The following is a 25,717-nucleotide window of genomic DNA, read 5'->3' as shown; positions in this document are numbered from 1 at the left end:
GTTCGCGCTGCTGACGATGACAGGTTTGATGTTTTTATTTATTGTTTACGGATTAATGTTATGAAAATCGCCATTGCAGGCACGGGTTATGTCGGGTTGTCCAATGCCATGTTGCTGGCTCAGCACAATGAAGTTATCGCGCTGGATGTGATTCCAGCAAAGGTGGAGATGCTGAACAACAAGCAGTCTCCCATTGTCGATGTGGAGATCGAGCACTATTTGGCAGAAAAGTCGCTGAATTTTCGGGCGACGCTCGATAAGCAAGAGGCCTACGCTGATGCCTCTTATGTCGTTATTGCTACGCCGACCGATTACGATACCGCAACCAACTACTTTAATACCTCAACCGTGGAAAGTGTGGTTCGTGATGTGATGGCTATTAATCCTGATGCGGTGATGGTTATTAAATCTACGGTGCCAGTAGGTTTTACCGAGCGGCTGAAGCAGGATCTGAATTGTGCCAATGTGATTTTTTCTCCGGAGTTTTTGCGTGAAGGGAAGGCACTCCATGACAACCTCTACCCGTCACGAATCATTATTGGCGAACGTTCCGAGCGCGCGCAAGTGTTTGCCCGTCTGCTGTCTGATGCGGCGATTAAACAGGATATTGATATTCTGTTTACCGATTCGACCGAAGCGGAGGCGGTGAAGTTGTTCTCCAATACTTACCTGGCGATGCGCGTTGCGTACTTTAACGAACTGGATAGCTACGCAGAGACGCACGGCCTGAACACCCGTCAGATTATCGAAGGGGTGGGGCTTGACCCTCGTATTGGTTCTCACTACAACAATCCGTCGTTTGGCTATGGCGGTTATTGTTTACCGAAAGATACCAAGCAGTTGCTGGCAAACTTTCAGGAAGTACCAAGTACTTTGGTTCGCGCCATTGTTGATGCGAACGGAGCTCGCAAGGATCATATTGCGGATGCGATTTTGCGACGCACTCCCAGGCTGGTGGGGATTTATCGCCTGGTGATGAAGTCTGACTCTGACAATTTCAGGGCGTCGGCGATTCAGGGTATTATGAAGCGTATCAAGGCCAAGGGCGTTGAGGTTGTGGTATACGAACCTGTGCTTAAAGAAGACAGCTTTTTTAATTCTCGGATGGTTCAGGATCTGGATGCGTTTAAACAAGAGTGCGACGTGATTGTTGCGAACCGCATGTCGCCTGATCTTGTTGATGTCGAGGCCAAGGTCTACACGCGGGATTTATTTGGTGGTGATGCCTGATTGATCGATCAGGATTTGCAAGTGAGTACGCAATACCATTAGCTTAATTGGTGATTGCTAGGAAACCAGTAGGAGGGCGTTTGCGTCCAGTGTCCGGTGGGTGTCATTGATCATCCATCCGGTTCAAGTACGGGTAAGCCCGTTCCTGCATGAGAGAATCGAATTCAGTTTCGAAAGCAGTCATTTTTAAAAATAGCTAACGGAGTTAGTCGGCGTTATCTCAAGGAGGAGCTATGTACAACGACACCTATAACGACACCTATAACTACAACATTATTCATCACGGAGCCGTTACGGGAGTAACGGGTTCCTGTCATCGTCTAACGGTCGATAGTGGTGAGTCCCTTCTGGTTGATTGTGGTTTGTTCCAGGGGGCAGAGGCGACTTCGTCGGATGGGCCAGATACGGAGCTGGATCGCACCCGTATCGATTTTGACGTGAGTCATGTGCGAGCGCTACTGGTCACACATTGCCATATTGATCACGTTGGCCGTATTCCCTATCTGTTGGCTGCCGGATTTAACGGGCCGATTTATGCCACAGTGGCAACTTGTGAATTATTGCCAATGGTTATTGAGGATGCACTCAAGGTGGGAGTTACCCGCAATCGCTCTATTATCGCTCAGGTAATAAAAACCCTGAAAGCGTTACTGGTGCCGCTCCCCTACGATCAATGGTTTGATGTGTCCGGTTTCGACTTCTCCTCTGCGCCGGTGAGGGCACGTTTTCGGGTGGCTGGCCATATTTTGGGTTCTGCCTACATTGAACTGGATATTGGTAACGGACGTCGAGTGCGTGACCGTAAGCGGGTGATTTTTTCAGGAGATTTGGGGGCACCGTATTCGCCTTTATTGCCCGCACCCAAGCCGCCGTATCGTGCCGACACTCTTGTGATTGAAAGTACCTATGGTGACCGTCTTCACGATAGTCGCCGGATTCGGCAAAAACGCTTGCAGTCGCTACTCGAGCGCTGTTTGCGTGATGGCGGGACTATTTTGATTCCGGCGTTTTCGATTGGGCGCACGCAAGAGTTGTTGTACGAACTGGAAGATATTTTTTATCGGCTTGGCAAGTCTTCGCCGCAACAGTCGCCATTATCCGAATATATCGATGTGGTGGTCGATTCGCCGCTTGCGGCTGAGTTTACCCGCCAATACCGTCGTCTGAGTGAACTGTGGGATGCCGAGGCTCGTGGAAGGCTGGAGCGGGGCCGTCATCCGTTGTCGTTCGAGCAGTTACTGACCATCAACTCCCACGAAGAACATCTGCAAACGGTTGGTTATTTACGACGTACGGGCAGGCCGGCCATTGTGATCGCTGCCAGTGGCATGTGCGCTGGTGGCCGTATGGTTAACTACCTGAAAGCCTTATTGCCAGATGCGAGAACGGATGTGTTGTTTGTTGGCTATCAGGCCCGTGGTACACCAGGTCGCGATATTCAGCGCTGGGGGCCAGAAGGCGGGTATGTGGTGCTGGATGGTGAACGTGTAACGATTCAGGCCAATATTCACACGCTGTCTGGATACAGTGCCCATGCTGATCAAAAAGATTTAATAAATTTTGCCACCCGGATGCGCCATCCCCCAGGAGATATTCGGATTGTGCATGGCGATGCGGATGCCAAACAGGCGCTAAAAGCCAGACTGCAAGCAGTGTTGCCAACTGCAAGAGTAGAAATATCGGTTTGACACACACAGGACGATAAATTGGTCGTTATGATGAATGTGATCTGTAGATAACAAAAAAATACTCATTGGTGACAAAGTTGACTGCTTTGAAAGTCTGTGTATTATTTTTTTAAAATGATAGACAGTTCGCAGTGTAGGCTGGATAATTTTGCTGGTCTTGCGGTGATTGGACATAGGCCACAAACTTCTTTTTTATACCTGATCGTAGCCACGAATGTACTAATTGCAGGTGGCTACAAAAGACCAGTTCTGATAGATTTGCGCAAGTTGGGTTACGTGATGTTACAGAGAAAAGTGAAATGATTACTCAGGGAATGATTCGATCTCATCAAAATACCTACGGTGCCTTGTTTCGCTTGTTGGATATCGTGCTGATTCTGGGGTTGTTGCCATTGTGTTTGTGGGCCTACGGACAGCCAATGTCGTTTATTTATTTTTCTGCTGGTTTGTTGTCGTCTATTTCCTATCTGTTAATCGCCGAGTTGTTCGGAGTATACCGATCCTGGCGTGGTACCTCTGCTCTGCATATTCTCTCTGTGGCGGGGTCAGCTTGGGTGTTGGTGTGTGTTGGGCTGACGGCGTTGGCCTTTTTTGCCAAGGTAACATCGGATTTCTCCAGGGTAGTTACTGGGGGCTGGATGCTGTCGGTGGCGGTGTCGATGATGTTATGGCGTTTTGGCTTTGGCCGTTTACTGGGCTATTTGCGTGCCAAGGGGATCAATACTCGACGGACCGCAATTGTTGGGGTAAACGAATGCGCTTTGGCAATGCAGCACCAGCTGGAGTCGGCCCCGGAGTTGGGCTATGTGTTTGGCGGCTTTTTTGATGATCGTAACAATAATAGGGTGCTGGAAGAATACCCGGATATTGTTCTGGAAGGGCAAATTGCCGAGCTAATAAGTAGAACACAGAATGGTGAATTTGAAGTTATTTTTCTGGCGTTACCACTCAAAGCTCAAAAGCGTATTGATGAGATTTTGCAGCACTGTGGCGACACGACGGCATCGGTACATTTGATTCCAGATTTTTTCACATTTAATCTTATTCACGCCCGACTTAGCGAAGTGGGGAATATGCAAACCATTAGTGTTTACGATACACCGATATTTGGCTTTAATGACGTGCTTAAGCGTCTGTTTGATGTTGTTTTTTCGGTGGGGGTGCTAAGTGTGATTACCTTGCCGATGTTGGTGATTGCTGCGGCGATAAAGTTTACTTCCCCTGGGCCGGTTATCTTTAAACAGTACCGTTACGGGCTGGATGGGCGGAAAATTCAGGTGTGGAAGTTCAGAAGCATGAGTGTGATGGAAAACTCTGACAAAGTTGTTCAGGCGCGCAAGGGCGACGCCCGGATTACTCCAGTAGGAGCGTTTATTCGCAAAACCTCTCTGGATGAACTACCCCAGTTTATTAATGTGTTGCAAGGGCGTATGTCTGTGGTTGGCCCCAGACCGCACGCGGTTGCACACAATGAGGAATACCGCAAACTGATCCCCTACTACATGTTGCGGCACAAGGTCAAACCAGGAATCACCGGTTGGGCCCAGATTAATGGTTACCGAGGTGAGACGGATACCCTGGATAAAATGTCTGGCCGGGTGGATTATGACTTGGAATATATTCGTAATTGGTCGTTGTGGATGGACGTTAAAATTGTATTTTTAACCTTTTTCAAAGGTTTTACTGGAAGTCACGTTCACTAATATTTGTCTGAGTAGAGTGACCTTGGTTTGAATAAGTATGGTTTGAATAAGTATGGTTCGATGAAGTACTAGGCAGGGATAATAGGATGATTGTAGAGATAATCATTATCTAGATGGTCTCGAGGTAGTCAGTCTCAGTGTGAATATAGTGAAATGGCATGGTGCCGGTTCAAACTTCGTTTTTTTGGTTATTTTATAAATTTACGAATGATTATTACTTGTAATTTTAGCTGCTTGTAATTCATGTTTTATTCATATCCTGAGTGTAATCTTCCTCAGGTTGTACCGTGATTTGTAAAGGCTATGCCGCGAGGCTGATGTTTTGTCGGGATTGGGCACGCTTCTTACCTGATTGGTTCTGTTGTTGTGGCGCGGTAGCAGATTGCAAGGGTATGTTAGTCCCAGCTTGCCGATGCTGGCCTTGGAGTGTTCCTGGATCTTTGCGGTTAGCTGGATGCCTGCCGGTTTAGTCGGTAGCTTTGTAGGTCTCAGAGGGTGACTTTGCTTCCTGCAGGATGACTTGGTGAAAATTTCACCGCAATGATGCATTTTTGAGGCAATTAGAAAGTTGCCGTACTGTTAATTTCTGTAAGTAACGGTCATAATTGCCCAAATTTTGGACGCCAGAGACTCTGGCAGACGTAAAACTTTTACCAGCCAGTTATTGAGAGGATCGATATGAAAGCTTGGCAGCTACCTTTGTTTGCAATGGCGTCCGTGAGTACGGCCGCGTATGCAGTTCAGCCGGACGGGATCATGCTTGGAAGCGGGGTGACTTTGTTGCCAGGTGTTGAAGTATCCATCAGTGATAACAGTAATATTTATCTGCAAGAAAACGACGAAACCAGCTCTAGCATTACGGCGATACGCCCGAATGTGGCGTTGAAGGCAGATATGGGCGTCACTCAGTTAAACGCCTATTATGAGTTGACGAGCGCTTCCTACGATGCTGACTCTGACGACAACTACCTTGATCAGTTGCTGACTCTGGGGGGGGATGTTGAAATGACTTCCCGCCAGGCGATAGGGTTGGATTTCTCCTTGAAAAAAGGTCACGACCCTCGTGGTTCTGGTTCTCTGGAAGGTCAAACAACTGTCGACCCAAGCGAATATACGGATACAACCTTCGGTGGTGACTATACCTATGGTGCTGATTCTGCCTTTGCTAATGTCACGGTCTACGGTTCCCTCTATAACAAGGAATATTCCAATAATCCGACAGCTACCGATGACTTGAATTACGATAAAACCACCGTTGGGGCTGAACTGGGTCTGAAGGTCAGTTCTACAACGCGGGTGTTGTTTGAAGTGCGCAGCTCAGGTTTGGCTTACGATACGGATCAGGCCAAAGACGATAAGGATGGTAGTATCATGACCTTGCTGGCAGGTGCCAGCTGGGATATCGCGAGTAAAACAACCGGTGACTTCAAAATCGGTACCACCAAGCGTGATTTTGATCACTCGACCGTTGATAGTGATAGCCGCTTTGCCTGGGAAGCCGGCGTTACCTGGACACCGCGTTCTTACTCAGTACTGAATATCACTACCAGCGAGTCAGCCAACGAAACCACTGGTCCGGGTAGCTACAATGCAAACCAGTACACTGCTATTACTTGGGATCATACCTTCTCGCCACTGTGGGCGTTAAAAGCCAATCTGTCGTTAAACAAGGATAACTTTGTAGTTCTGGATAATAGCGGTAGCGATCGTCAAGACAAAACCACCACTATGGGGGTTACGGGTATTTACTCTCCTAATAAAATACTGGATGTAAAAGCGGGTCTGGAAAAGGCATCGCGTACTTCAAATAGCACGGGTCTTGACTATGAAAAGCAAGTTTTGTCGGTAGGTATAGATTTAGCGTTCTAGGCTGTTGTGCCTTGCGTTTATTGATCATCGGCCTGTTTTCAGGCCGATGATTTTTTTGGTTAGTTGTTTACAGGATGTCCTAATGCTGCGGTTGTTCGGCCTGTTTATTGTGTATTGTCTCTCTTTCGCTGCATTAGCGAACCCCAATCAGTACCGTTTGGGTGCTGGTGACCTCATACAGATCAGTGTATACGACGAACCTGACCTGAGTCTGGACGTGCGTATTGGCTTGTCTGGTGATATTTCTTTTCCTTTGTTGGGTGATGTCACCGTTGCTGGGTTAAGCCCGAAGGAACTGGAGGTGCGTCTTGTTGAGCGTCTGAAGGGGCCTTATTTACTCGATCCCAGTGTTACGGTATCCATCGTTGAATATCGCCCTTTTTATGTAACCGGAGAAGTAGTAAAACCTGGAAATTATGCGTTTCATCCGGGGCTGACTGTCGACAAGGCGATTTCTATTGCTGGTGGTTTTACTGAGCGGGCTTCGAAAGGCAAAATTTTTGTGATGCACGACCAGAGCCCCTATGAATCTATTGCTGAAGATGCGAAACGCAGTAAGGAGAAGAAGACGGTGAAGCTTTACGACGTAGTTCAGCCTGGTGATGTGATTACTGTGGAGCAGAGTTTCTTCTGATTGATTTATGAATATGAATGAGAGAACACCAGGGTTTGGCTCTTCAGCATCGCAGTCGGTCGAAGTGATCGACTTGATGCATTACTGGCATGTATTTCGCCGCCATTTGACCAAGATTATTGCTCTTAGCGCAGTGGCTACCCTGATTGCGGTTTTGGTGGTGATGTCGATGACACCTATTTACAGGGCCACAACCACTTTGTTGATTGAGGCGGAAGAGGCCAAGATTCTGTCTATCGAAGAAGTGTATGGTTTGGGTGGGCAGTCTTCGGAATACCTCCAGACTCAGTTTGAAATTCTGAAGTCCCGTGAATTAGCCAAGCGGGTCGCACTCAAACTGAACTTGATAAAAACCCCAGAATTTAATCCGTATCACCCGGCAAACAAAAAATCGTTTTCCATCAAGGAGTACATCTTTGGTGAAAGCGAACCGCCAACCGATGCCGATATTCTAGCTGCTACTGTTGATACATTTTGGCAAGCCGTTTCAATAGATCCGTTGCGTAAAACCCAGTTGGTGAAAATTTCTGTTGAGAGTCGTGATCCAGAATTGGCTCGGGTTGCATCCGATGCGATGGCGACTGCGTATATTCAATCGCAACTGGAAGCCCGTGTTGGGCTGACTCAGCAGGCGGCTGCCTGGTTGTCGGAACGTTTGGGTGGCCTGAAAGAGCGATTGGAAGACTCAGAACACAAGTTGCAGAATTATCGTGAGGCCAACGATATTATTGATGTTGCTGGTGTTGATACCCTGGTGTCCAAGCAACTGGATGAAATTACCGAGCGTCTGGTGGATGCCAGCTCCAAGCGCCTGGAAGCAGAAACGGTTTATCGGCAGCTTAACTCTTTGACCGATCGCAGCTACAACAGTTTGAGCAGTTTTCCTGTGATTCTCAGTAATCCGCTGGTGGTGCGGCTGCGTGAGAATGAAACCAATGCCGAATTAAAAGTATCCGAGCTTTCCAAACGTTACGGTGCCAAACACCCCAAGATGATTGCGGCGCAATCCGATCTGGATGCGGTACGAGATTCGGTCGCAACACAAATGAAACGTATCGCAACAGGTATCGAGAAAGAATATTCCTCGGCCAAAATCAAGGAAGCTGCGCTGGAAAAAGCACTGGCAGATAAAATCAAGGACGTGCGTAATTTGAACCGTACGGAATTCGCGCTAAACGAATACACGCGCGAAGTGAGTGCTAATCGTACCATGTACGAAACCTTTTTTAACCGTATTCGTGAAACCACCGAAACAGGTGATTTGCAAACAGCGAACGCACGTATTTCCGATCCCGCAGTTTTACCAAAAATTCCAGTTAAACCGAATAAAAAGCTGGTTGTGGCCTTGGCGTTGGTGGTCAGTTTGATGTTCGGTGTTGGCCTGGCGTTTTTGCTGGATGCATTGGATGCCACACTCAAAAATGCAGAAGACATCGATCGTAAGTTGGGAGTGCCGTTGCTGGGTATGCTACCGATGATTGAAGAATCGGTATTGGAAAAACTGGGTCTTGAAGAGGGGCGGTTGGTACGGGCGTTTTCAGATGATTCGTTACACGGGTTTTCTGAGTCGGTTCGAACCTTGCGTACCAGCTTGACCCTGGCTGGTTTGGAGCACTCGTCCAAGGTGGTGCTGTTGACGTCTTCCGTACCAGGAGAAGGTAAAACCACAACCTCTGCCAACCTGGCTGAAGCCTATGGGCAAATGGAAAAGACCCTGTTGATTGACGCGGATATGCGTCGACCGACCATGGCGAAGAAGCTGGGTTTGCCCCATAACAGTAAAGGCTTGTCGAATGCGGTGGCGTATCCGGATACTTTGGAAGAATGTATCCATCATATGGAAGAACTGAATATCGACGTTATTCCATCCGGGCCAATTCCACCGAATCCGCTGGAGCTGTTGAGTTCTCGGAATTTCGAACAGTTGCTGGATACATTACGTGGCCGGTATCAGCGTATTATTATCGACTCTGCACCTATGCGGTTGGTGAGTGATGCTTTGTATCTTTCAACATTGGTTGATGGCGTTGTGTATGTTGTTAAAGCGGATGCAACCAAGGATAAGTGGGTTAAAGGCAGTTTGACCAAGCTGGATGAGTCGAATGCACGGATATTTGGTGTGTTGCTGAACCAGCTGGATGTCAATAAAGAGGCTCGTTACAGTGGCTATGGCTACTATGCAGGTTATTACGATGCCTACGGTTATACCTCCAACGACAAACAGTCCTGATTCCAGGGCTGTTACTGTGCTGAACACGCCCGTCTGGTTGGTCGTGTTCGGTCGCTTCTTTTGGCTGCCTGCTGTGCCTGTTATTGCGATGTGTGTGTATCTGTCGTTTGTACATTCATTGGTGCTAATGGGGGAGCGCACAAACGTTTTTCCTTCTGGTAATAACGCTTGGCTGGATGTGGCTGAAAATCTGGATGTGTTGGGTATCCCGGATATCTACGAGGCACAGGGCCTATATTTTCATCAACAAGGGATGCTGCTGGAAGGTGCTGTCAGAACGGAAGTGCTGGAGCGCTCGGCGGCTTATTGGGATTCTGCGGCAAGGTTACGCCCGGATTGGCCTTATTATCCCTTGTCTGCTTTGGCTGCCGAGGTCGCCTACAATGCTCCTGCAAAGCGCATTCAGGATCGCTTGGATCAATTGATGCAAATAGCCCCTAATGAGCGCGGCTTGTACCTTAATTTGTTTCAGTATGCTTTTCTGGCGTGGGATAAGCTTCGTATTGATCAGCAGGGCTGGATTTTACAACAGGTCCAATTACCGGGTGGTAATACATTCAGCCGGGCTGTTCAGGCTGCCAAACATACTGACAAGCTGTATTTACTCTGTGCCAAGTTACCATGGAACAAGATTGGGAAATTTTGTCGTTAGCTGTTAACAAAGCGCCGCCAAGCGTAATACACCGCCGCAAATTTTAGCGCTGAAGAGCGCTACAATTGGTAGGAGGTTCTTGGTAGGGTGTATTAGCCTCAGGCGTAATACACCGCAATATTGCGCTGGATAAGGTTTTGTCAGAAATTTTCTGTTGACGTAAACAAGCCAACGCGAAGATCCTTGGCGGTGTAAATTTCACGACCATCAACTTCCATACTGGCGTCGGCAATGCCCATGACCAGTTTCTGTTCCATCACGCGTTTGATGCTAATGCGATAAGTTACTTTTTTAGCGGTCGGCAAGACTTGTCCGCGAAATTTGACTTCTCCGCTACCCAGTGCTCGGCCTCGGCCTGGGTTGCCGCGCCAGCCGAGGTAGAAGCCTACCAATTGCCACATGGCGTCGAGTCCGAGACAGCCTGGCATCACCGGGTCGCTTTCAAAGTGGCAATCAAAAAACCACAGTGCTGGATCTATATCCAGTTCGGCAACAATTTCACCTTTACCATAGTTTCCGCCTTCGTTGCTGATGTTGGTGACGCGATCCATCATCAGCATATTGGGCAATGGCAAACGGGCGTTCCCTTCACCAAAAAGTTGACCGTGACCGCAGGATAAAAGGGCTTCGCGATCGTAAGAATGTTGGCGAGTCATGCACGCTTCCTCGTTGTTATGGCATGTTCTTCAAAGTGCCGGGTAAGATGACACAGCGGTTTGTTTAACGCTAATGAAGGTTACTTGAAATAAAGGAAATAATAGCAATCGGCTGTTTTGGGTTATGAATTCGGCAGATTTCTATTGTTTTCGGGTTATTTGCGTTTTGTGTCTTGTTGGTGCATCGGCTTGTTGGTGTTCACGGTATGAAAATGAAAATTCCAACTCGGTGTTAACTGCTTGTCCGTGTAGTGGTTTTGGGTAGTCAGCATTTTTCTACCAGCAGGCTGCCAATGGAATAGCCCGCTCCGAATGAGCAGATCAGGCCCTTGTCGCCCGCTTCAAAATCATTCTGGTGGCGATGGAACGCAATGATGGAGCCGGAAGAGGCGGTGTTGGCAAATTCGTCCAGTACGACAGGGGCTTCGTTATTTTCCGGCAGCCGTCCAAGCAGTTTTTTTACGGCGAACAGGTTCATATTGATGTTGGCCTGATGCAGCCACATGCGCTTCAAATCGCTGGCGCTTAGCTGGTTCTGGCTCAGCTGGCGTTCTATAAAGTCGGTGACCAGCGGCAGCAATTCCTTGAATACCTTGCGTCCTTCTTGTTTGAAGTAGGGGCGGCTGTCGGGCAGGGCGTCCTGACAATGGTCGGTATAATTGCCGTCGCAACGGATATTATCGGAAAAACGGGTGAGCTGTTGGGTGTCCAGAATTCGGAAGCCGGATTGTTTGTCATTGTGGTGTTCCGGTTCCAGTACCGCTGCTGTGGCGACATCGCCAAAAATAAAATGGCTATCCCGCGAGGTCAGGTCGACCTGAGGGGTTACAAATTCTGGATTAACGAGCAGGGCGCGTTTGGCGGTTCCGGCTTTGAGGGCGTTGTAAGCACTGATCAACCCAAAGGTGGCGGATGAGCAGGCGATCCCCATATCGTAGGCATAGCCAGAACAGCCCAGCTTGTGCTGGATTTCAACTGCAATCGATGGGTAGGCACGTTGATGATTGGTGCAGGCGACGATCAGCAGGTCAATGTCGGCTGGTTGCAGGTTGGCCGCTGCCAGCGCGGCACGTGCTGCGGCCAGTCCCATGGTGACGGCTTCGGGTTCTTCGCCTTCCCTGGTTGGGTCAAAAGTCGGGCGCATGCGCTTGATGTCCAGCATGCCTTGTTTGTGCATGGTGTAGCGGTGTTTGATACCAGAGGCTTTTTCAATGAATTCGGCGCTTGAGAGTGGTGCGGCGCTGGTTTCTCCGGCGGCAATGGCGCTGGCGTTATCGCTGTTGTGTTGTTCTGCCCAGGTATTGTAGGCCGCTACCAGCTCTTCGTTGCTGATGCTTTCGCTGGGGGTATACAGGCCGGTGCCTGTTATCAGGATGTCTGTCATTCTTGGCTACCTTGTTTTTGCCTATTATCGACAGATTGCTGTCATATTCCAAATATTCATGGATGTTTTTCCCTGAGCTGTTTTTGTTTCTTGAAATCAAGGGCGACACATGCGGAAATTGGAGCTTGCCAGTCGGGTGCTTGGGTGAGGGTTTCTTGTGGTTCGGGATTATTTAATGGTGTTACGCACTCTCTGGCTGGGAGGAATTTGGGTGTGTGCCTGGCTGGTACGGCCGTTACTGGAGCAACAGGGCTATTTCCCCCATCATGGTTTGGTTGTTATGCACTGGATGGTTGCGCTGGGGGTGGCGGTCGCCGCCTTGATGGTAGTGCTGGCAGCGTTTGGTCGAATCCTTCAGTGGGACTCAAGAGCGGTTCAGTTGTTACTGGTCATGTTGCTGTTATCGCTGCTGTATTTTGGCCTGATGCCTTGGTGGAAGCTGCAGATGATGGTACTGCATGCGCTGTGTGTTCTCGGCGCGGTGTGGGTGATGCTGGCGCCCAGATTCGTGTTGTGAATTCGGGTAAATCTTTATTAATACAGGAAAAAGCAGGCCACGATATCTCGATGCATCGTGGCCAGAGCGGGGTCAGGGCTTGCTATCGCCACGCTGCAGGTTAGACAAGTTGATCTTGGCGCGTGGATTGCGGCGCAACAACAGTGCCGTATTGCCAATCTGCTGTACCAGCATGGCTTTGGTGATTCCGAGCAGCTCGGCAATGACGGCTTTTTTCAGATCTCTGTCGCCCACGGATACCTTGATTTTGATCAGCTCGTGGTCGTCGAGTGCGCGATTAAGTTCTTCGAGCACGCCTTCGCTCAGGCCATTGCTGGCAACGGTAACAACCGGGTTCAGGTTGTGGCCAATAGCGCGATACGCTTTCTTTTGTTCGTTGGTGAGCGGCATTTGTTTGTCCGGCCCTCGGGTGAGAGTGTTAAAATAATCTGCCCTGATGAACAGGGTATGACGCAAGAGTATATCTGACCGGAAGGCAAACCCCTATGGCACGATCCAAATCCAGCGCAGGCTGGTTAAAGGAACATGTGGACGATATGTATGTCCAGAAGGCACAGCAGGATGGTTATCGAACCCGTGCCAGCTACAAATTGATTGAACTGGATGAAAAAGATCAGCTGCTGCGCTCCGGCATGACCGTGATTGATCTGGGGTCGGCTCCTGGAGGCTGGTCGCAGGTGGTGGTGCAGCGGGTTGGGGAGCAGGGTACGGTGATTGCCTCTGATATTTTATCTATGGACACGATAGCAGGGGTTGACTTTATTCAGGGCGATTTTACCGAGGAATCAGTATTTAATGTACTGATGGAACGTATCGGTTCCAATCGGGTAGGCCTTGTAATTTCAGATATGGCCCCCAATATGAGTGGAGTGAGTTCGATTGATCAGCCCGGTGCGATGTATCTGGTTGAGCTGGCGCTGGATATGGCGCGACAAGTGTTAAGTCCTGGTGGCAATTTTGTCGCCAAGGTGTTTCAGGGAGAAGGGTATGATGATTACCTCAAGGATCTTCGTGCATCCTTTGATAAAGTGCTGATTCGCAAGCCCAAGGCGTCCAGGCCCAGGTCTCGAGAGGTCTATATTGTTGCGAAAGGTTTCCGTGGCTAGTGGATGCTTGCTAAGCTAAGACAGAATCAAGGCGTTATACGCCTGTAATAGAGAGGTAGTGCCACCCATGGCAAAGAATTTCGTACTGTGGGCAGTGATTGCTGCGGTCCTGATGATGGTGTTTAACAACTTCCAGAACGTCGGGCGTGGTAATGAACTGTCGTACTCAGAATTTATCACTGCTGTTGAAAGCGGCCAGGTTGAGCGCGTTACGATTGCGGGTCAGAACATTACCGGCACCAGCAGCAATGGTGAGTCGTTTGAAACTGTACTGCCAGCTTATGACGACAAGCTGATGGATACTCTGCTGAATAATCAGGTCAAGGTGGTTGGTGAAAAGCCTGAAAAGCAGGGCTTCTTTACCCAGTTACTGCTGGCGTCGCTGCCTATTTTGATCATTCTGGCGGTGTTTATGTTTTTCATGCGTCAGATGCAAGGGGGCGGTTCCGGTCGCGGAGGCCCGATGGCCTTTGGTAAAAGCAAGGCCAAGCTGCTGAGTGAAGACCAGATCAAAACCACCTTTGAAGATGTGGCTGGTTGCGATGAAGCGAAGGAAGACGTTAAAGAGCTGGTTGAATTTCTGCGTGACCCTGGCAAGTACCAGCGACTGGGAGGCAAGATTCCCCGTGGTGTCTTGATGGTGGGGCAGCCCGGTACGGGTAAAACCCTGCTGGCCAAAGCGATTGCCGGTGAAGCCAAGGTGCCGTTTTTCTCCATCTCTGGTTCTGACTTCGTCGAAATGTTTGTTGGCGTGGGTGCATCCCGTGTGCGGGATATGTTTGATCAGGCCAAGAAGCAGGCACCTTGTATTATCTTTATTGATGAAATCGATGCCGTTGGTCGTTCTCGTGGTGTTGGGATTGGCGGCGGTAACGATGAGCGCGAACAGACCCTGAACCAGTTGCTGGTTGAGATGGACGGCTTTGAGGTTAACGACGGCATTATTGTGATTGCTGCTACTAACCGCCCTGATGTACTCGACCCTGCGCTGTTGCGTCCTGGTCGCTTCGATCGCCAGGTGGTGGTCGGTTTGCCGGATATTCGTGGCCGTGAGCAAATCCTCAAGGTGCATATGCGTAAAGTACCTGTTGCAGACAATGTTAATGCTTCTGTGATTGCCCGTGGTACGCCAGGATTTTCCGGCGCAGATCTGGCGAATCTGGTGAATGAAGCAGCGTTGTTTGCGGCACGTGCAAACAGCAATCACGTTACCATGGAAGAGTTCGAGCAAGCCAAGGACAAGATCCTGATGGGTGCCGAACGCAAGACCATGGTGATGTCGGAGAAAGAAAAGACCAACACAGCCTATCATGAGGCAGGTCACGCCATTGTTGGGCGTCTGGTGCCGGAGCATGACCCTGTTTACAAGGTTTCGATTATTCCGCGTGGACGGGCACTAGGCGTCACTATGTTCTTGCCTGAAGAAGATCGTCATTCCATCAGCAAACGTGGTATCGAAAGCAATATCTGTTCGCTTTATGGCGGACGTATTGCTGAAGAGATGACTCTGGGTCGGGATGGTGTTACGACAGGTGCTTCCAACGACATTGAGCGTGCGACCAAGTATGCCCGCAACTATGTTACCAAGTGGGGGTTGTCCGAGAAACTGGGCGCACAGCTGTACACCGAAGAAGAGCAGCAAGGCTATTTGGGAGCGGCAGGTGGTGGCCAGTTGTCCCATCTTTCAGACGATACCGCGCGAGTGATTGATGCTGAAGTCAAAGGCCTGCTGGATCGTTGTTATCAGCGTGCAGCGACCATTCTGGAAGAAAATCGTGACAAGCTCGAGCTGATGAAAGACGCCTTGATGGAATATGAGACGATCGATGCAGATCAGATCAACGAGATCATGTCTGGACGTAAGCCGAGCCCGCCAAAGTCATGGGATGACCGCAATTCCTCAGGGCCTTCTGCACCTGCCAGCGAAGAAAGTCGCGATATGGCACGGGATCCGGATGATGATGCAGCCGGAGAAACTGCCAGCGATCGTTGACAGCTTCTGTTTGGTTTTTAAAGAGCGGCAGTCGCCGCTCTTTCTGTTTCTGATTGTTTCTGGCTGTTTCTGTTTTTGTGCGTTGCCAATACGGGTTCAGAGGTTTCCCTGAGTCAATTTGCCGTGGTCGGAGATGGACGAGCCGGTTTAGTTACACGTGTGTGGAAACAGGATGGTTCTCCGCTATCTGAATGGATAAAAAACGCAGTGATTCTTCAATGTGGTAAACGCCAGTTGTCCCTTGTTCGCCCGGTGGTGATGGGGATCGTGAATACAACTCCTGATTCTTTTTCTGATGGTGGCTGCTACAACAGTCTGGAGGCTGCTTTGCGTCAGGCTGCGCGTCTGGTTGCTGACGGTGCTGAAATAATCGACATTGGTGGTGAATCTACCCGGCCTGGTGCCGATCCGGTGTCGACATCGGCAGAGCTGGATCGGGTGGTGCCTGTTGTTGCGGCCATTGCCCGAGAGCTCGATGTGGTTATTTCTGTTGATACCAGTACGGCTGAGGTGATGGCTGAGTCTGCCGTGGCAGGCGCGCATTTGATTAACGACGTTCGTGCGCTGGGGCGGAATGGCGCGATCGAAGCTGCTGCGGCGTCTGGCTTGCCGATATGCCTGATGCATATGCAAGGGCAGCCGGATTCCATGCAGCAAGCCCCGCACTACGACTCTGTTGTTGACGAGGTCTACGGTTTTCTTGAGCAGCGAATTCAAGCCTGTCTGGCGGCCGGAATCGATAGCAGCCGGCTGTTGGTTGATCCCGGTTTTGGCTTTGGTAAAAGCTGCGAACACAACTTTGAATTGATGCGACGACTACAAGCGTTTGCCCGGCTGGGTCTGCCAATATTGGCGGGCTTGTCCCGCAAGCGCATGATTGCTGAAGTAACCGGTGTAATACAGCCGAATCAGCGGGTGACGGGCAGTGTTGCTGGCGCGGTGATTTGTGCTATGAATGGTGCCCGGATTCTACGGGTGCATGACGTTAAGGAAACAGTTGAAGCGATGAAAGTAGTGTCGGCGACGTTGGGAGTACTTCATGGCTAGGCAATATTTTGGTACCGATGGTATTCGTGGTCGGGTAGGTGAAGCCCCTATTACACCGGACTTTGTTATGCGGCTCGGCTGGGCGGCGGGCAAGGTGTTCTCTCAGCAGGGTAAAAGCAAAATCCTGATTGGCAAGGACACCCGTATCTCGGGTTATATGTTTGAATCGGCGCTTGAAGCCGGGTTGTCTGCAGCGGGGGTTGATATTGCCTTGCTGGGGCCAATCCCCACACCGGGTATAGCTTACTTGACCCGAACGTTTCGTGCTCAGGCCGGGATTGTCATCAGCGCTTCTCACAACCCTTATTATGATAATGGCATCAAGTTTTTCTCCGGGCTGGGACAAAAGTTGCCTGACGCGACCGAGGAAGCCATTGAGCACTATTTGCAGCAGCCCATGGTTTGTGTCGATTCGCAGCAATTGGGCAAGGCGGTACGGATCAATGATGCGGCCGGGCGTTATACCGAGTTCTGTAAGGGAACCGCCAGCTCGTTGAATTTACGTGGCCTGAAAATTGTGCTGGATTGCGCTCATGGTGCAACCTATGCGATAGCGCCGGCGGTATTTTCTGAGCTGGGGGCCGAAATTATTGTGCTGGCCAATCAGCCAGACGGATTTAACATTAATCGTGATGTGGGTTCGACCGAACCAGAATTGTTACGCCGCCGGGTATTGGAAGAAAGTGCAGACCTGGGCATCGCCTTTGATGGTGATGGTGACCGGGTGGTGATGGTGGATCATCGCGGTGAACTGGTTGATGGCGATCAGCTGTTGTATATCATGGCTGTCCATGCACAGCAAAGCGGTCGCTTGCGGGGTGGGGTGGTCGGAACACTGATGAGTAATATGGGCCTGGAGTTGGGCCTGCGCGAGCTGGATATCCCTTTTTTGCGAGCCAGGGTGGGTGACCGCTATGTGATGCAAAAACTGGATGAACAAGGCTGGCGTCTGGGTGGAGAGTCGTCTGGTCATTTGCTGGCACTGGATGTGCAGACCACTGGTGATGGTATTGTGGCTGCGTTGCAGGTGCTGACGGCCTTGATGGAAACCGGCACTTCGTTACATGACTGGCACACGCGCATGCGCAAAATGCCGCAGGTCATGATTAATGTACAGCGCAGTAAACAGATGGATATCAATACGTCGGTCGCTATTCGAGAAGCCGTTGTGGATATTGAATCGACTCTGGCTGGGCGCGGTCGAGTGTTATTACGACCGTCTGGTACTGAGCCGGTGGTGCGGGTGATGATTGAGGCAGAAACAGACACGCTGGCCAAAACGTTGGCACAGCAGCTGGCTGCTGTTGTTGAATCTGAATTGAGTGGGTAAAGCAGAACTGAATTGTTGAACGGACTGCTTATTGGGTGGCCGGGGTGAGCGGGTGAATGCGCGCTTCGGCTTGTTTCGCGGACGCTTCTTGGATAGTATCTGCGCTCTTTGAATTTGGGAGTATCCCGTGCGTCGCTTGATGATTGCCGGTAACTGGAAAATGAACGCTGCGAGCGACACAACGGCTGCATGGCTTGATGCCGTTGTCGCAGTGAATGCACCGGAGCGCGATCTGGTGGTGTGTCCGCCGTTTCCGTATCTGGGTCAGGTGGTTGCAGGGCTTGAACAAAGTCAGCTCCAGGTGGGTGCACAGAATTGTGCCAGCGAAGAGGCCGGTGCTTATACCGGTGAGGTGTCTGTTGCCATGCTCGCTGACGTAGGCTGCCAGTACGTTATTATCGGCCACTCCGAGCGTCGTGCACTGTATGCCGAAAGCAACGAGCTGGTACTGGCGAAAACGCGTCGTGTACTGACGGCTGGCCTGAAAGCGATTGTTTGCGTTGGTGAAACACTGTCAGAGCGTCAGGCGGGTAATGCTGAGCAAGTTGTTGGTCAGCAGTTGTCGCTACTGCTTTCGGAGCTGAGCACCTCGGAATGGCAAGCGGTGATTATTGCCTATGAGCCGGTCTGGGCTATCGGTACTGGCGAAACGGCAACGCCGGAGCAAGCTCAGGCGGTGCATCAATTTATTCGCAGTCAGCTGGCGGCTCGTGATGTTGGCTTGGCCGAAGCGACTCAAATTCTCTACGGCGGCAGCGTAAAAGCAGATAATGCCCGAGAATTGTTTTCTCAACCCGATATCGATGGCGGTCTGGTGGGCGGTGCTTCACTGGATGCTGACCAATTTCTGAAAATTTGCACGGCTTAGGAAAGTATGGAATCTATCATTCTCGTTGTTCATGTCCTGTTGGCACTTGGTATCGTTGGTTTTGTGATGTTGCAGCAAGGCAAGGGCGCTGATGCCGGCGCTTCGTTTGGTGCTGGCGCGTCGCAAACTGTCTTTGGCAGCAGCGGCTCAGGCAATTTTCTCAGTCATACGACGGCCTACCTGGCGGCGGCTTTTTTTGTTACCAGCCTGGGGTTGGGTATTTATGCCAAGCAAAAGGCCGAAAGTGTGGCAAATATTGGTATTCCTGCTCAGGAAGTGATTGAAAAGCTTGAGAAAGATACCCCACTTGTGGAAGAATACGCGCCTGCTTTGGATGCACCTGAATTAGATGCATCTTCGACCGATGAACCTGTGGTTGAACAAACCAACCAGTAGGCTCATTTGGCCAAGTCTTGATGCGGATGTGGTGGAATTGGTAGACACGCCATCTTGAGGGGGTGGTGAGCAATGCTCGTGCGAGTTCGAGTCTCGCTATCCGCACCAACCCAGCTTTAGTGAAAAAGCGATGCTGTTCGCTTTTTTGGTCTGAACGCCCTATAATGCGTCGGCCTTAAGCTGTCCCCAAGCCCCTCATGTCAGGGGCTTTTTAGTAGCTGTCGTCACCGTCAAACGCTGTCTGGTGACGAATGCCGGAAGATTGGTATCGTTCGGCGTAAAGATTTGGCAGATCTGTTGTCTGGTAGTCAGGCAGCAATATCGGGCTGGGCACTAGGTGCCCAGTTTTTGTTTCTGAGAGGTAAAAAATATTGGCACGTGACGCCCGCTTGCTGGAAATGTTGGCTCCCGTTGTTGAATCAATGGGCTTTGTCTTCTGGGGTCTTGAGCTTGTTGCTCAGGGACGCCATGCGTTGTTGCGGGTGTATATTGACCATGCAGACGGGATTACTGTCGACAATTGCGCGGACGTCAGTCGTCAGATTGGCAGTGTGCTGGATGTAGAAGACCCGATTTCCCAGGACTACACTCTGGAAGTGTCTTCCCCCGGCATGGATCGTCCCCTGTTTACCATGGATCAATACACGCAGTCGGTTGGTGAAATGATCGAATTACGTCTGCGTATGCCTTTTGATGGACGCCGCAAATTCAAGGGACGTCTTCAGGGCATAGAGGAGCAGGATCTTGTTTTGCTGGTCGATGACCACGAATACCTGCTGCCTGTCGAGCTGATTGAAAAAGCTCATATTGTTCCCAATTTTGATAACTAAGGTTGCATAGCGAGGCTGGAAGATGAGTAAAGAAATTCTCCTGGTCGCGGAAGCGGTTTCCAACGAAAAAGGCGTATCGCGAGACGTTATTTTTGAGGCCATCGAATCGGCATTGGCCGCCGCCGCGAAGAAACGCTACGAAGATGAAGAAGCGACAATTCGGGTTGATATTGATCGCAAGACGGGTGACTACGATACTTATCGTAGCTGGCTGGTCGTGAGCAACGATGTGGTGCCAGGCCTGGGGGACGAGTTGACCTTGCAGGAAGCGCATGACATCGACATCAATCTCCAGCCCGGTGACACCTACGAAGTTCAGGTTGATAATCCGGATTTTGGTCGTATTGCAGCTCAGGCTGCCAAACAGATTATTGTTCAGAAAGTACGTGAAGCTGAACGCGCCCAGATTGTTGAGCAATATCAGCACCGGGTGGGCGAGATTGTTAACGGCACCGTTAAAAAAGTGACCCGCGACAACGTCATTGTTGATCTTGGCAATAACGCTGAAGGCCTGCTACCGAAAGACCAGCTGATTGGCCGGGAAATCATGCGTATGGGGGATCGCGTACGCGCTATTCTGCATGCCGTTCGCCCTGAAAATCGTGGTCCCCAGCTGATGCTGAGTCGTACAATTTCAGAAATGCTGATCGAACTGTTCCGCATCGAAGTACCTGAAATTGCAGAAGAAGTGATCGAAATCAAGGGTGCTTCTCGTGATCCCGGTTCGCGCGCCAAAATTGCAGTAAAAACCAACGACAAGCGAATAGATCCAGTCGGGGCCTGTGTTGGCATGCGCGGAGCGCGTGTGCAGGCGGTGACCAACGAACTGGGTGGCAGTGAGCGTATTGATATCGTGCTCTGGGATGATAATCCGGCGCAACTGGTCATCAACGCTATGGCTCCTGCCGACGTTGCCTCCATCGTTATGGATGAAGAAACCAATACAATGGACGTGGCGGTAGAAAATGACAACCTGGCTCAGGCGATCGGTCGTGGTGGACAAAATGTCCGCCTGGCATCGGAGCTGACGGGCTGGACAATCAATGTCATGACGATCGAAGATGCTGCCGCCAAGCAGAATCAGGAAGCGTCGGCTTACATTGATAACTTCATTAACGCACTCGACATCGAAGAAGATTTTGCGGTGTTGCTGGTTGAAGAAGGCTTTACCACGCTGGAAGAGATTGCCTACATCCCGATTGACGAGATGCTGGAAATCGAAGAGCTGGATGAAGATATGGTAAATGAACTCCGTACTCGCGCCAAAGACGTGCTGCTGACCCGGGCAATTGCCTCGGAAGAGAAGCTCGAACAGTCGCAGCCAGCAGCAGACCTGCTGGAAATGGAGGGCATGGAAAAACACCTGGCACTGGTATTGGCCAGTAAAGGTATCTGTACGATGGAAGATCTTGCCGAGCAATCCATTGACGACCTGATGGACATTGAGGATATGACCGAGGAGAAAGCGGCGGACCTCATCATGACCGCACGCAAGCCCTGGTTTGAGGGCAATGATTAATCTACTCACTCGGCATAGGAGAAACGTATGGCAGAAGTAACAGTTAAAGAACTCGCCGACGTGGTGGGGACCAGCGTAGACCGCTTGTTGTCCCAAATGAAAGAAGCGGGCCTGCCACAGACCGCAGCAGAACAACGAGTGTCGGACGATGAAAAAGCAGGCTTGTTGGCCTTTTTGAAAAAAAGCCATGGCGATGCAACGGATTTGGCACCCCAGAAAATCACCTTGAAGCGCAAGGTGACAACTACCTTGAAAACCGGTCAGGGTGGCAAGAAAGCCGTTTCTATTGAAGTGCGCAAAAAACGTACTTACGTCAAGCGCGATGACATGGATAAGGACGTTGAAGCGGCACGTCAGGCAGAAACTGAACGTCTGGCTGCAGAAACCAAGGCGGCAGAAGATGCTGTTCGAGTTGCAGAACGACGTGTGATTGAAGAACGTACTGCTCGCGCAGCACGTGATGCCGCAGAAGCAGAGTCTCGTGCCCAGGCCGAAGCTGCCAGCAAGCCAATTACAGAAACCGCACGGGTCAGTATTGCACCGCGTGCGGATTCGAAGGCAGGTATTGCCAAAGCAGCCGCTGAAAAAGCCGCAAAAGAAGCCGCCGCCGCGAAAGCAGCTGCCGCCGCCAAGGCAGCGAGTATTGCTCGTGCCAAGCCAGCAGTGGCCAAGACAGAACCAGCACCTGCCCAGCAGCCCAAGCGCGATGACCGTGCCCCTCGTCCGAGTAAGCCGGTAGCGACTGCGAAAGCCAAAGCGAAGCCGCTGACGGCAGAAGAAGATGCAGCCCAGAAACGCGCTGAAGCGGAAGCGGCTCAGCAACGCCAGGAAGAGCATCGCAAGAAGAGCAAGGTTGTTGATAAAAAACGCTCGGATACCCGCGAAGACAGCCGTTATATGGATGCCGATGGTGGCCAGAATGCCGGACGTCGTCGCAGCAAGCCAAAAGGCAAGGGCAGTCGCAGCCGTCAACAGCAGCAAAACAACAATGAACACGCCTTTACACGTCCAACCGCTCCGGTTATCCGTGAAGTTGAATTGCCAGAAGCCATTACGGTGGGTGAACTGGCATCCCGGATGAGTGTAAAAGCCGGTGAAGTGATCAAGATTCTGATGGGTATGGGCGTGATGGCGACCATCAACCAGACCCTGGATCAGGACACGGCGACCCTGCTGGTCGAAGATATGGGTCACAAGGTGACCAAGCTGATCTCTGATAACCAGCTGGAAGAAGACGTTACTGACTCAGTATCCTACGAGGGTGAAGAAAAACCTCGTGCGCCAGTGGTTACCGTCATGGGTCACGTTGACCATGGTAAAACCTCGTTGCTCGACTATATCCGTCGCACACGGGTTGTTGCTGGTGAAGCCGGTGGTATTACCCAGCATATCGGTGCCTATCACGTCGAAACGGATCACGGCATGGTGTCGTTCCTGGATACACCGGGACACGCCGCCTTCACGGCTATGCGTGCTCGTGGTGCGCAGTCAACCGACGTGGTGATTCTGGTTGTCGCCGCCGATGATGGTGTTATGCCGCAAACAGAAGAAGCGGTACAGCACGCTCGTGCCGCTGGTGTTCCTCTGGTGGTTGCGATTAACAAAATGGACAAGGAAGGGGCGGACGTCGATCGCGTCAAGAACGAATTGTCGGCTCGCGGTGTTTTGCCAGAAGATTGGGGCGGTGATGTGCCGTTTATTCCTGTTTCTGCGCATACCGGCCTGGGTGTCGATGAGTTGCTCGAAGCGGTACTGTTACAGGCTGAAGTTCTTGAACTGAAAGCACACTTTGAGGGCCCTGGACGCGGTGTCATCGTCGAATCCCGTCTCGACAAGGGACGTGGTCCGGTAGCTACCATGCTGGTACAGAACGGTACGCTGAAGAAAGGCGATATCGTACTGGCAGGCACCTGTTATGGTCGTGCTCGTGCCTTGCTGGACGAAAACGGCAAACCGGTTGATGCCGCTGGCCCATCGATTCCGGTTGAAATTCTGGGTCTGAATGGCACACCAGATGCTGGTGACAGCTTCATGGTGGTTGAAAACGAGAAAAAAGCCCGTGAAGTGGCTGAATATCGTGAAAACAAGGCCAAGGAGCAGGTTCATCAACATCAGCAGGCAGCCAAACTGGATGCCTTGTTCAGTGGCATGGGCGAAGGTGCCCAGGCCGTGCTCAACATTGTGCTGAAGACTGATGTTCGCGGTTCGCTGGAAGCCATTGTGTCTTCCTTGCAGAAGCTGGCAACGGACGAAGTGAAGGTGAACGTTGTATCGTCCGGTGTTGGCGGTATTACCGAAACGGACGTGACCCTGGCGGTTGCTTCCAGCGCGGTTGTCTTCGGCTTTAACGTTCGTGCTGATAACGCCGCACGGCGTATCGTTGAAAACAGCGGACTGGACATGCGTTATTACAGCGTGATCTACGATCTGCTCGACGACGTGAAACAGGCGATGGCTGGCTTGCTGGCTCCCGAACTGCGTGAAGAAATCGTTGGTATTGCGGAAGTGCGTGATGTGTTCAACTCGCCAAAATTCGGCCAGATTGCTGGTTGTATGGTGATAGAAGGCACGGTTCACAGAAACAAGAAGATCCGCGTGCTGCGTGAAAACGTAGTGATTTACGAAGGTGACCTGGAATCGTTGCGTCGTTACAAGGACGACGTGGCTGATGTTCGCCAGGGCATGGAGTGTGGTATCGGCGTGAAGAACTATCAGGATGTTCGCCCAGGCGATCAGATTGAAGTATTTGACGTGCGTGAGGTTGCCCGTACTCTGTGATCCACAAGACGCATTGTGCGTCTCGGGTCTGAACCCTGACCAAAGCCCGGCCTTGCCGGGCTTTGGTGTCTGTAGCCTGCGCACCAGTCGCAGCAAGAGAGAGAAATCATGCCAAAAGATTACAGTCGAACCTCCCGTTTGTCGGAACAGATTCAGCGCGAACTGGCCTTGAAAATCCAATTTGAAATGAAAGACCCGCGCCTGGGTATGGTGACTCTGAATCACGTCAAGGTGGCAAAGGATCTTGGTTACGCCGATATCTATTTCACTGTGATGGGTGCCCGTGGAGAAACCGATCAGGAAATTCAGGCGCAAACCGTAGCTATTCTTAACGATGCAGCCGGTTATTTACGCTCGGAACTGGCTCGAATCCTGACGACGCGTATAACGCCGATGTTGCGTTTCCATTACGACGAAAGCATGGATCGTGGCCACCATCTGACAGGGCTGATTCGGCAGGCTCGCGACAAGGATAAGGCGAACCAGGCGTCGGACGAGCAGGAAGACGTATAGCGCAATTTGTCCTGGCCGCAAGTGAATGATCCTGATTCGACATTCATCGGCATTCATTGATATGAAAAGTCCTGCGGTGGCCGAAACATAGTACTAGCCTCGAAGAGGCACCTTCAGTACAATTATGGGCCGCTGATTCGGGGTTTGTCAGTTTTTCGGAATTGGCAGTATCTGCGACGGGCGTGTTCGACCGCCAGGGTTATTCAACCCGAAGCTGTCCCGGATGCCAGAATAACCTGCTGAAACGGCTGTTAGATTTGATCGCGGTGCCTGACTTTCTCGTGGTTAGTCAGGTCTGCAAACAACATCCTACTGTTAATGTGCACGGTAGCGATGTCTTTACTAACGTCAGGTTTTCCTGATGCACATTATGTTGGAGTTATATATGGCATTGTCTGCTGAGAAAAAAGCTGAGATCGTTACAGCGTATCAAACTGCCGAAGGCGATACCGGTTCTCCGGAAGTCCAGGTTGCTTTGCTGACCCACAACATTCTGGGTCTGCAGGGTCACTTCAAGGAGCATGGTAAAGATCACCACTCCCGTCGCGGTCTGATTCGTATGGTTAACCAGCGTCGCAAGTTGCTGGACTATCTGAAGCGTAAAGATGCTAACCGTTACCTGGATCTGATCCAGCGTCTGGGTCTGCGTCGCTAATCTCGCTTGCAGCAAAAGCCCTCCGGGGCTTTTGTTGTATCTGTAGCTCGCTTGTGCGGCTGTCTATACTCCCTCTAAATTCTGCTATCACTGTGGTGCCAGCCCCGCAAGAACGCGGT

The 25,717-nt window shown here is 50.8% G+C and carries 22 protein-coding genes and 1 tRNA gene; 20 read left to right on the top strand and 3 right to left on the bottom strand.

The window, feature by feature from the left end; translation table 11 throughout:
• Positions 1 to 60: 60 nt before the first annotated feature.
• From SOJ49_RS14045 to SOJ49_RS14015, 7 genes are all read left to right on the top strand, one after another.
• The gene (locus SOJ49_RS14045) at positions 61 to 1,230 is read left to right on the top strand and encodes a nucleotide sugar dehydrogenase (protein ID WP_369855123.1); all 1,170 of its coding nucleotides are present in this window, start codon (positions 61 to 63) and stop codon (positions 1,228 to 1,230) included.
• A 233-nt stretch (positions 1,231 to 1,463) separates the two neighbouring features.
• Complete coding sequence (locus SOJ49_RS14040; RefSeq protein ID WP_369855122.1) at positions 1,464 to 2,918, top strand: MBL fold metallo-hydrolase RNA specificity domain-containing protein; 1,455 nt, start codon at positions 1,464 to 1,466, stop codon at positions 2,916 to 2,918.
• 299 nt (positions 2,919 to 3,217) lie between these two features.
• Entirely contained in the window at positions 3,218 to 4,621 is a 1,404-nt protein-coding gene (locus tag SOJ49_RS14035) for an undecaprenyl-phosphate glucose phosphotransferase (protein WP_369855121.1), read from the top strand.
• Positions 4,622 to 5,299: 678 nt separating this feature from the next.
• The gene (locus SOJ49_RS14030) at positions 5,300 to 6,490 is read left to right on the top strand and encodes an outer membrane beta-barrel protein (RefSeq protein ID WP_369855120.1); all 1,191 of its coding nucleotides are present in this window, start codon (positions 5,300 to 5,302) and stop codon (positions 6,488 to 6,490) included.
• 82 nt (positions 6,491 to 6,572) lie between these two features.
• Positions 6,573 to 7,124, top strand: a complete 552-nt coding sequence (locus tag SOJ49_RS14025) for a polysaccharide biosynthesis/export family protein (protein WP_369855119.1) — start codon at positions 6,573 to 6,575, stop codon at positions 7,122 to 7,124.
• 7 nt (positions 7,125 to 7,131) lie between these two features.
• Positions 7,132 to 9,354, top strand: coding sequence for a GumC family protein (locus SOJ49_RS14020; RefSeq protein WP_369855118.1), 2,223 nt, complete (start codon positions 7,132 to 7,134; stop codon positions 9,352 to 9,354).
• Positions 9,317 to 10,006: a hypothetical protein gene (locus tag SOJ49_RS14015; protein ID WP_369855117.1), complete on the top strand. Its 690-nt coding sequence runs from the start codon at positions 9,317 to 9,319 to the stop codon at positions 10,004 to 10,006. Before SOJ49_RS14020 ends, SOJ49_RS14015 begins: the two co-directional genes overlap by 38 nt.
• Before the next feature lie 140 nt (positions 10,007 to 10,146).
• Here the strand turns inward: SOJ49_RS14015 and fabA are convergent, their stop codons facing one another.
• The gene (gene fabA, locus SOJ49_RS14010; RefSeq protein ID WP_369855116.1) at positions 10,147 to 10,662 is read right to left on the bottom strand and encodes a 3-hydroxyacyl-[acyl-carrier-protein] dehydratase FabA; all 516 of its coding nucleotides are present in this window, start codon (positions 10,660 to 10,662) and stop codon (positions 10,147 to 10,149) included.
• Positions 10,663 to 10,927: 265 nt separating this feature from the next.
• Positions 10,928 to 12,046: a beta-ketoacyl-ACP synthase III gene (locus tag SOJ49_RS14005; protein ID WP_369855115.1), complete on the bottom strand. Its 1,119-nt coding sequence runs from the start codon at positions 12,044 to 12,046 to the stop codon at positions 10,928 to 10,930.
• 175 nt (positions 12,047 to 12,221) lie between these two features.
• On the opposite strand from SOJ49_RS14005, the gene SOJ49_RS14000 reads away from it, so the two are divergent.
• Positions 12,222 to 12,563, top strand: a complete 342-nt coding sequence (locus SOJ49_RS14000; RefSeq protein WP_369855114.1) for a hypothetical protein — start codon at positions 12,222 to 12,224, stop codon at positions 12,561 to 12,563.
• A gap of 72 nt (positions 12,564 to 12,635) precedes the next feature.
• Here SOJ49_RS14000 and SOJ49_RS13995 read toward each other — a convergent pair whose 3' ends face one another.
• On the bottom strand, positions 12,636 to 12,953 hold the full coding sequence (locus tag SOJ49_RS13995; protein WP_369855113.1) for a YhbY family RNA-binding protein: 318 nt from the start codon (positions 12,951 to 12,953) through the stop codon (positions 12,636 to 12,638).
• 95 nt (positions 12,954 to 13,048) lie between these two features.
• Between SOJ49_RS13995 and rlmE the strand changes: the two genes are divergently transcribed.
• The 12 genes from rlmE to rpsO all read left to right on the top strand — a co-directional run bounded on the left by rlmE (position 13,049) and on the right by rpsO (position 25,598).
• Positions 13,049 to 13,669: a 23S rRNA (uridine(2552)-2'-O)-methyltransferase RlmE gene (gene rlmE, locus SOJ49_RS13990; protein WP_369855112.1), complete on the top strand. Its 621-nt coding sequence runs from the start codon at positions 13,049 to 13,051 to the stop codon at positions 13,667 to 13,669.
• A gap of 67 nt (positions 13,670 to 13,736) precedes the next feature.
• Positions 13,737 to 15,662 carry an ATP-dependent zinc metalloprotease FtsH gene (gene ftsH, locus SOJ49_RS13985; protein WP_369855111.1) on the top strand — a complete coding sequence of 642 codons (1,926 nt, stop codon included), beginning with the start codon at positions 13,737 to 13,739 and terminating at the stop codon, positions 15,660 to 15,662.
• Positions 15,663 to 15,920: 258 nt separating this feature from the next.
• Positions 15,921 to 16,709: a dihydropteroate synthase gene (gene folP, locus SOJ49_RS13980; protein ID WP_369858073.1), complete on the top strand. Its 789-nt coding sequence runs from the start codon at positions 15,921 to 15,923 to the stop codon at positions 16,707 to 16,709.
• Positions 16,702 to 18,039, top strand: coding sequence for a phosphoglucosamine mutase (gene glmM / locus SOJ49_RS13975; RefSeq protein ID WP_369855110.1), 1,338 nt, complete (start codon positions 16,702 to 16,704; stop codon positions 18,037 to 18,039). Before folP ends, glmM begins: the two co-directional genes overlap by 8 nt.
• A gap of 127 nt (positions 18,040 to 18,166) precedes the next feature.
• The gene (gene tpiA, locus SOJ49_RS13970) at positions 18,167 to 18,907 is read left to right on the top strand and encodes a triose-phosphate isomerase (RefSeq protein WP_369855109.1); all 741 of its coding nucleotides are present in this window, start codon (positions 18,167 to 18,169) and stop codon (positions 18,905 to 18,907) included.
• A 6-nt stretch (positions 18,908 to 18,913) separates the two neighbouring features.
• Entirely contained in the window at positions 18,914 to 19,303 is a 390-nt protein-coding gene (gene secG, locus SOJ49_RS13965) for a preprotein translocase subunit SecG (protein WP_369855108.1), read from the top strand.
• Positions 19,304 to 19,325: 22 nt separating this feature from the next.
• Positions 19,326 to 19,411, top strand: a tRNA-Leu gene (locus tag SOJ49_RS13960).
• Between the two features lie 260 nt (positions 19,412 to 19,671).
• Positions 19,672 to 20,133 carry a ribosome maturation factor RimP gene (gene rimP, locus SOJ49_RS13955; protein ID WP_369858072.1) on the top strand — a complete coding sequence of 154 codons (462 nt, stop codon included), beginning with the start codon at positions 19,672 to 19,674 and terminating at the stop codon, positions 20,131 to 20,133.
• A 22-nt stretch (positions 20,134 to 20,155) separates the two neighbouring features.
• Positions 20,156 to 21,652: a transcription termination factor NusA gene (gene nusA / locus SOJ49_RS13950; RefSeq protein ID WP_369855107.1), complete on the top strand. Its 1,497-nt coding sequence runs from the start codon at positions 20,156 to 20,158 to the stop codon at positions 21,650 to 21,652.
• Between the two features lie 27 nt (positions 21,653 to 21,679).
• Complete coding sequence (gene infB / locus SOJ49_RS13945; protein ID WP_369855106.1) at positions 21,680 to 24,430, top strand: translation initiation factor IF-2; 2,751 nt, start codon at positions 21,680 to 21,682, stop codon at positions 24,428 to 24,430.
• A 108-nt stretch (positions 24,431 to 24,538) separates the two neighbouring features.
• Complete coding sequence (rbfA, locus tag SOJ49_RS13940) at positions 24,539 to 24,943, top strand: 30S ribosome-binding factor RbfA (protein WP_369855105.1); 405 nt, start codon at positions 24,539 to 24,541, stop codon at positions 24,941 to 24,943.
• Between the two features lie 385 nt (positions 24,944 to 25,328).
• Positions 25,329 to 25,598 (top strand): 30S ribosomal protein S15, encoded by a 270-nt coding sequence (rpsO, locus tag SOJ49_RS13935; protein ID WP_369855104.1) that lies wholly within the window; start codon positions 25,329 to 25,331, stop codon positions 25,596 to 25,598.
• The last annotated feature ends 119 nt before the right edge of the window (positions 25,599 to 25,717 follow it).

The organism is Candidatus Thalassolituus haligoni (genome assembly GCF_041222825.1).
Lineage (GTDB): Bacteria > Pseudomonadota > Gammaproteobacteria > Pseudomonadales > Oceanobacteraceae > Oceanobacter > Oceanobacter antarcticus.
This window is presented reverse-complemented; position numbering and strand designations above follow the sequence as displayed.

Coding starts and splice junctions, on each gene's coding strand:
- SOJ49_RS14045 (WP_369855123.1), top strand. CDS start 61: ATGAAAATCGCCATTGCAGGCACGGGTTATGTCGGGTTGTCCAATGCC.
- SOJ49_RS14040 (WP_369855122.1), top strand. CDS start 1,464: ATGTACAACGACACCTATAACGACACCTATAACTACAACATTATTCAT.
- SOJ49_RS14035 (WP_369855121.1), top strand. CDS start 3,218: ATGATTACTCAGGGAATGATTCGATCTCATCAAAATACCTACGGTGCC.
- SOJ49_RS14030 (WP_369855120.1), top strand. CDS start 5,300: ATGAAAGCTTGGCAGCTACCTTTGTTTGCAATGGCGTCCGTGAGTACG.
- SOJ49_RS14025 (WP_369855119.1), top strand. CDS start 6,573: ATGCTGCGGTTGTTCGGCCTGTTTATTGTGTATTGTCTCTCTTTCGCT.
- SOJ49_RS14020 (WP_369855118.1), top strand. CDS start 7,132: ATGAATATGAATGAGAGAACACCAGGGTTTGGCTCTTCAGCATCGCAG.
- SOJ49_RS14015 (WP_369855117.1), top strand. CDS start 9,317: ATGCCTACGGTTATACCTCCAACGACAAACAGTCCTGATTCCAGGGCT.
- fabA (WP_369855116.1), bottom strand. CDS start 10,662: ATGACTCGCCAACATTCTTACGATCGCGAAGCCCTTTTATCCTGCGGT.
- SOJ49_RS14005 (WP_369855115.1), bottom strand. CDS start 12,046: ATGACAGACATCCTGATAACAGGCACCGGCCTGTATACCCCCAGCGAA.
- SOJ49_RS14000 (WP_369855114.1), top strand. CDS start 12,222: ATGGTGTTACGCACTCTCTGGCTGGGAGGAATTTGGGTGTGTGCCTGG.
- SOJ49_RS13995 (WP_369855113.1), bottom strand. CDS start 12,953: ATGCCGCTCACCAACGAACAAAAGAAAGCGTATCGCGCTATTGGCCAC.
- rlmE (WP_369855112.1), top strand. CDS start 13,049: ATGGCACGATCCAAATCCAGCGCAGGCTGGTTAAAGGAACATGTGGAC.
- ftsH (WP_369855111.1), top strand. CDS start 13,737: ATGGCAAAGAATTTCGTACTGTGGGCAGTGATTGCTGCGGTCCTGATG.
- folP (WP_369858073.1), top strand. CDS start 15,921: ATGGGGATCGTGAATACAACTCCTGATTCTTTTTCTGATGGTGGCTGC.
- glmM (WP_369855110.1), top strand. CDS start 16,702: ATGGCTAGGCAATATTTTGGTACCGATGGTATTCGTGGTCGGGTAGGT.
- secG (WP_369855108.1), top strand. CDS start 18,914: ATGGAATCTATCATTCTCGTTGTTCATGTCCTGTTGGCACTTGGTATC.
- nusA (WP_369855107.1), top strand. CDS start 20,156: ATGAGTAAAGAAATTCTCCTGGTCGCGGAAGCGGTTTCCAACGAAAAA.
- infB (WP_369855106.1), top strand. CDS start 21,680: ATGGCAGAAGTAACAGTTAAAGAACTCGCCGACGTGGTGGGGACCAGC.
- rbfA (WP_369855105.1), top strand. CDS start 24,539: ATGCCAAAAGATTACAGTCGAACCTCCCGTTTGTCGGAACAGATTCAG.
- rpsO (WP_369855104.1), top strand. CDS start 25,329: ATGGCATTGTCTGCTGAGAAAAAAGCTGAGATCGTTACAGCGTATCAA.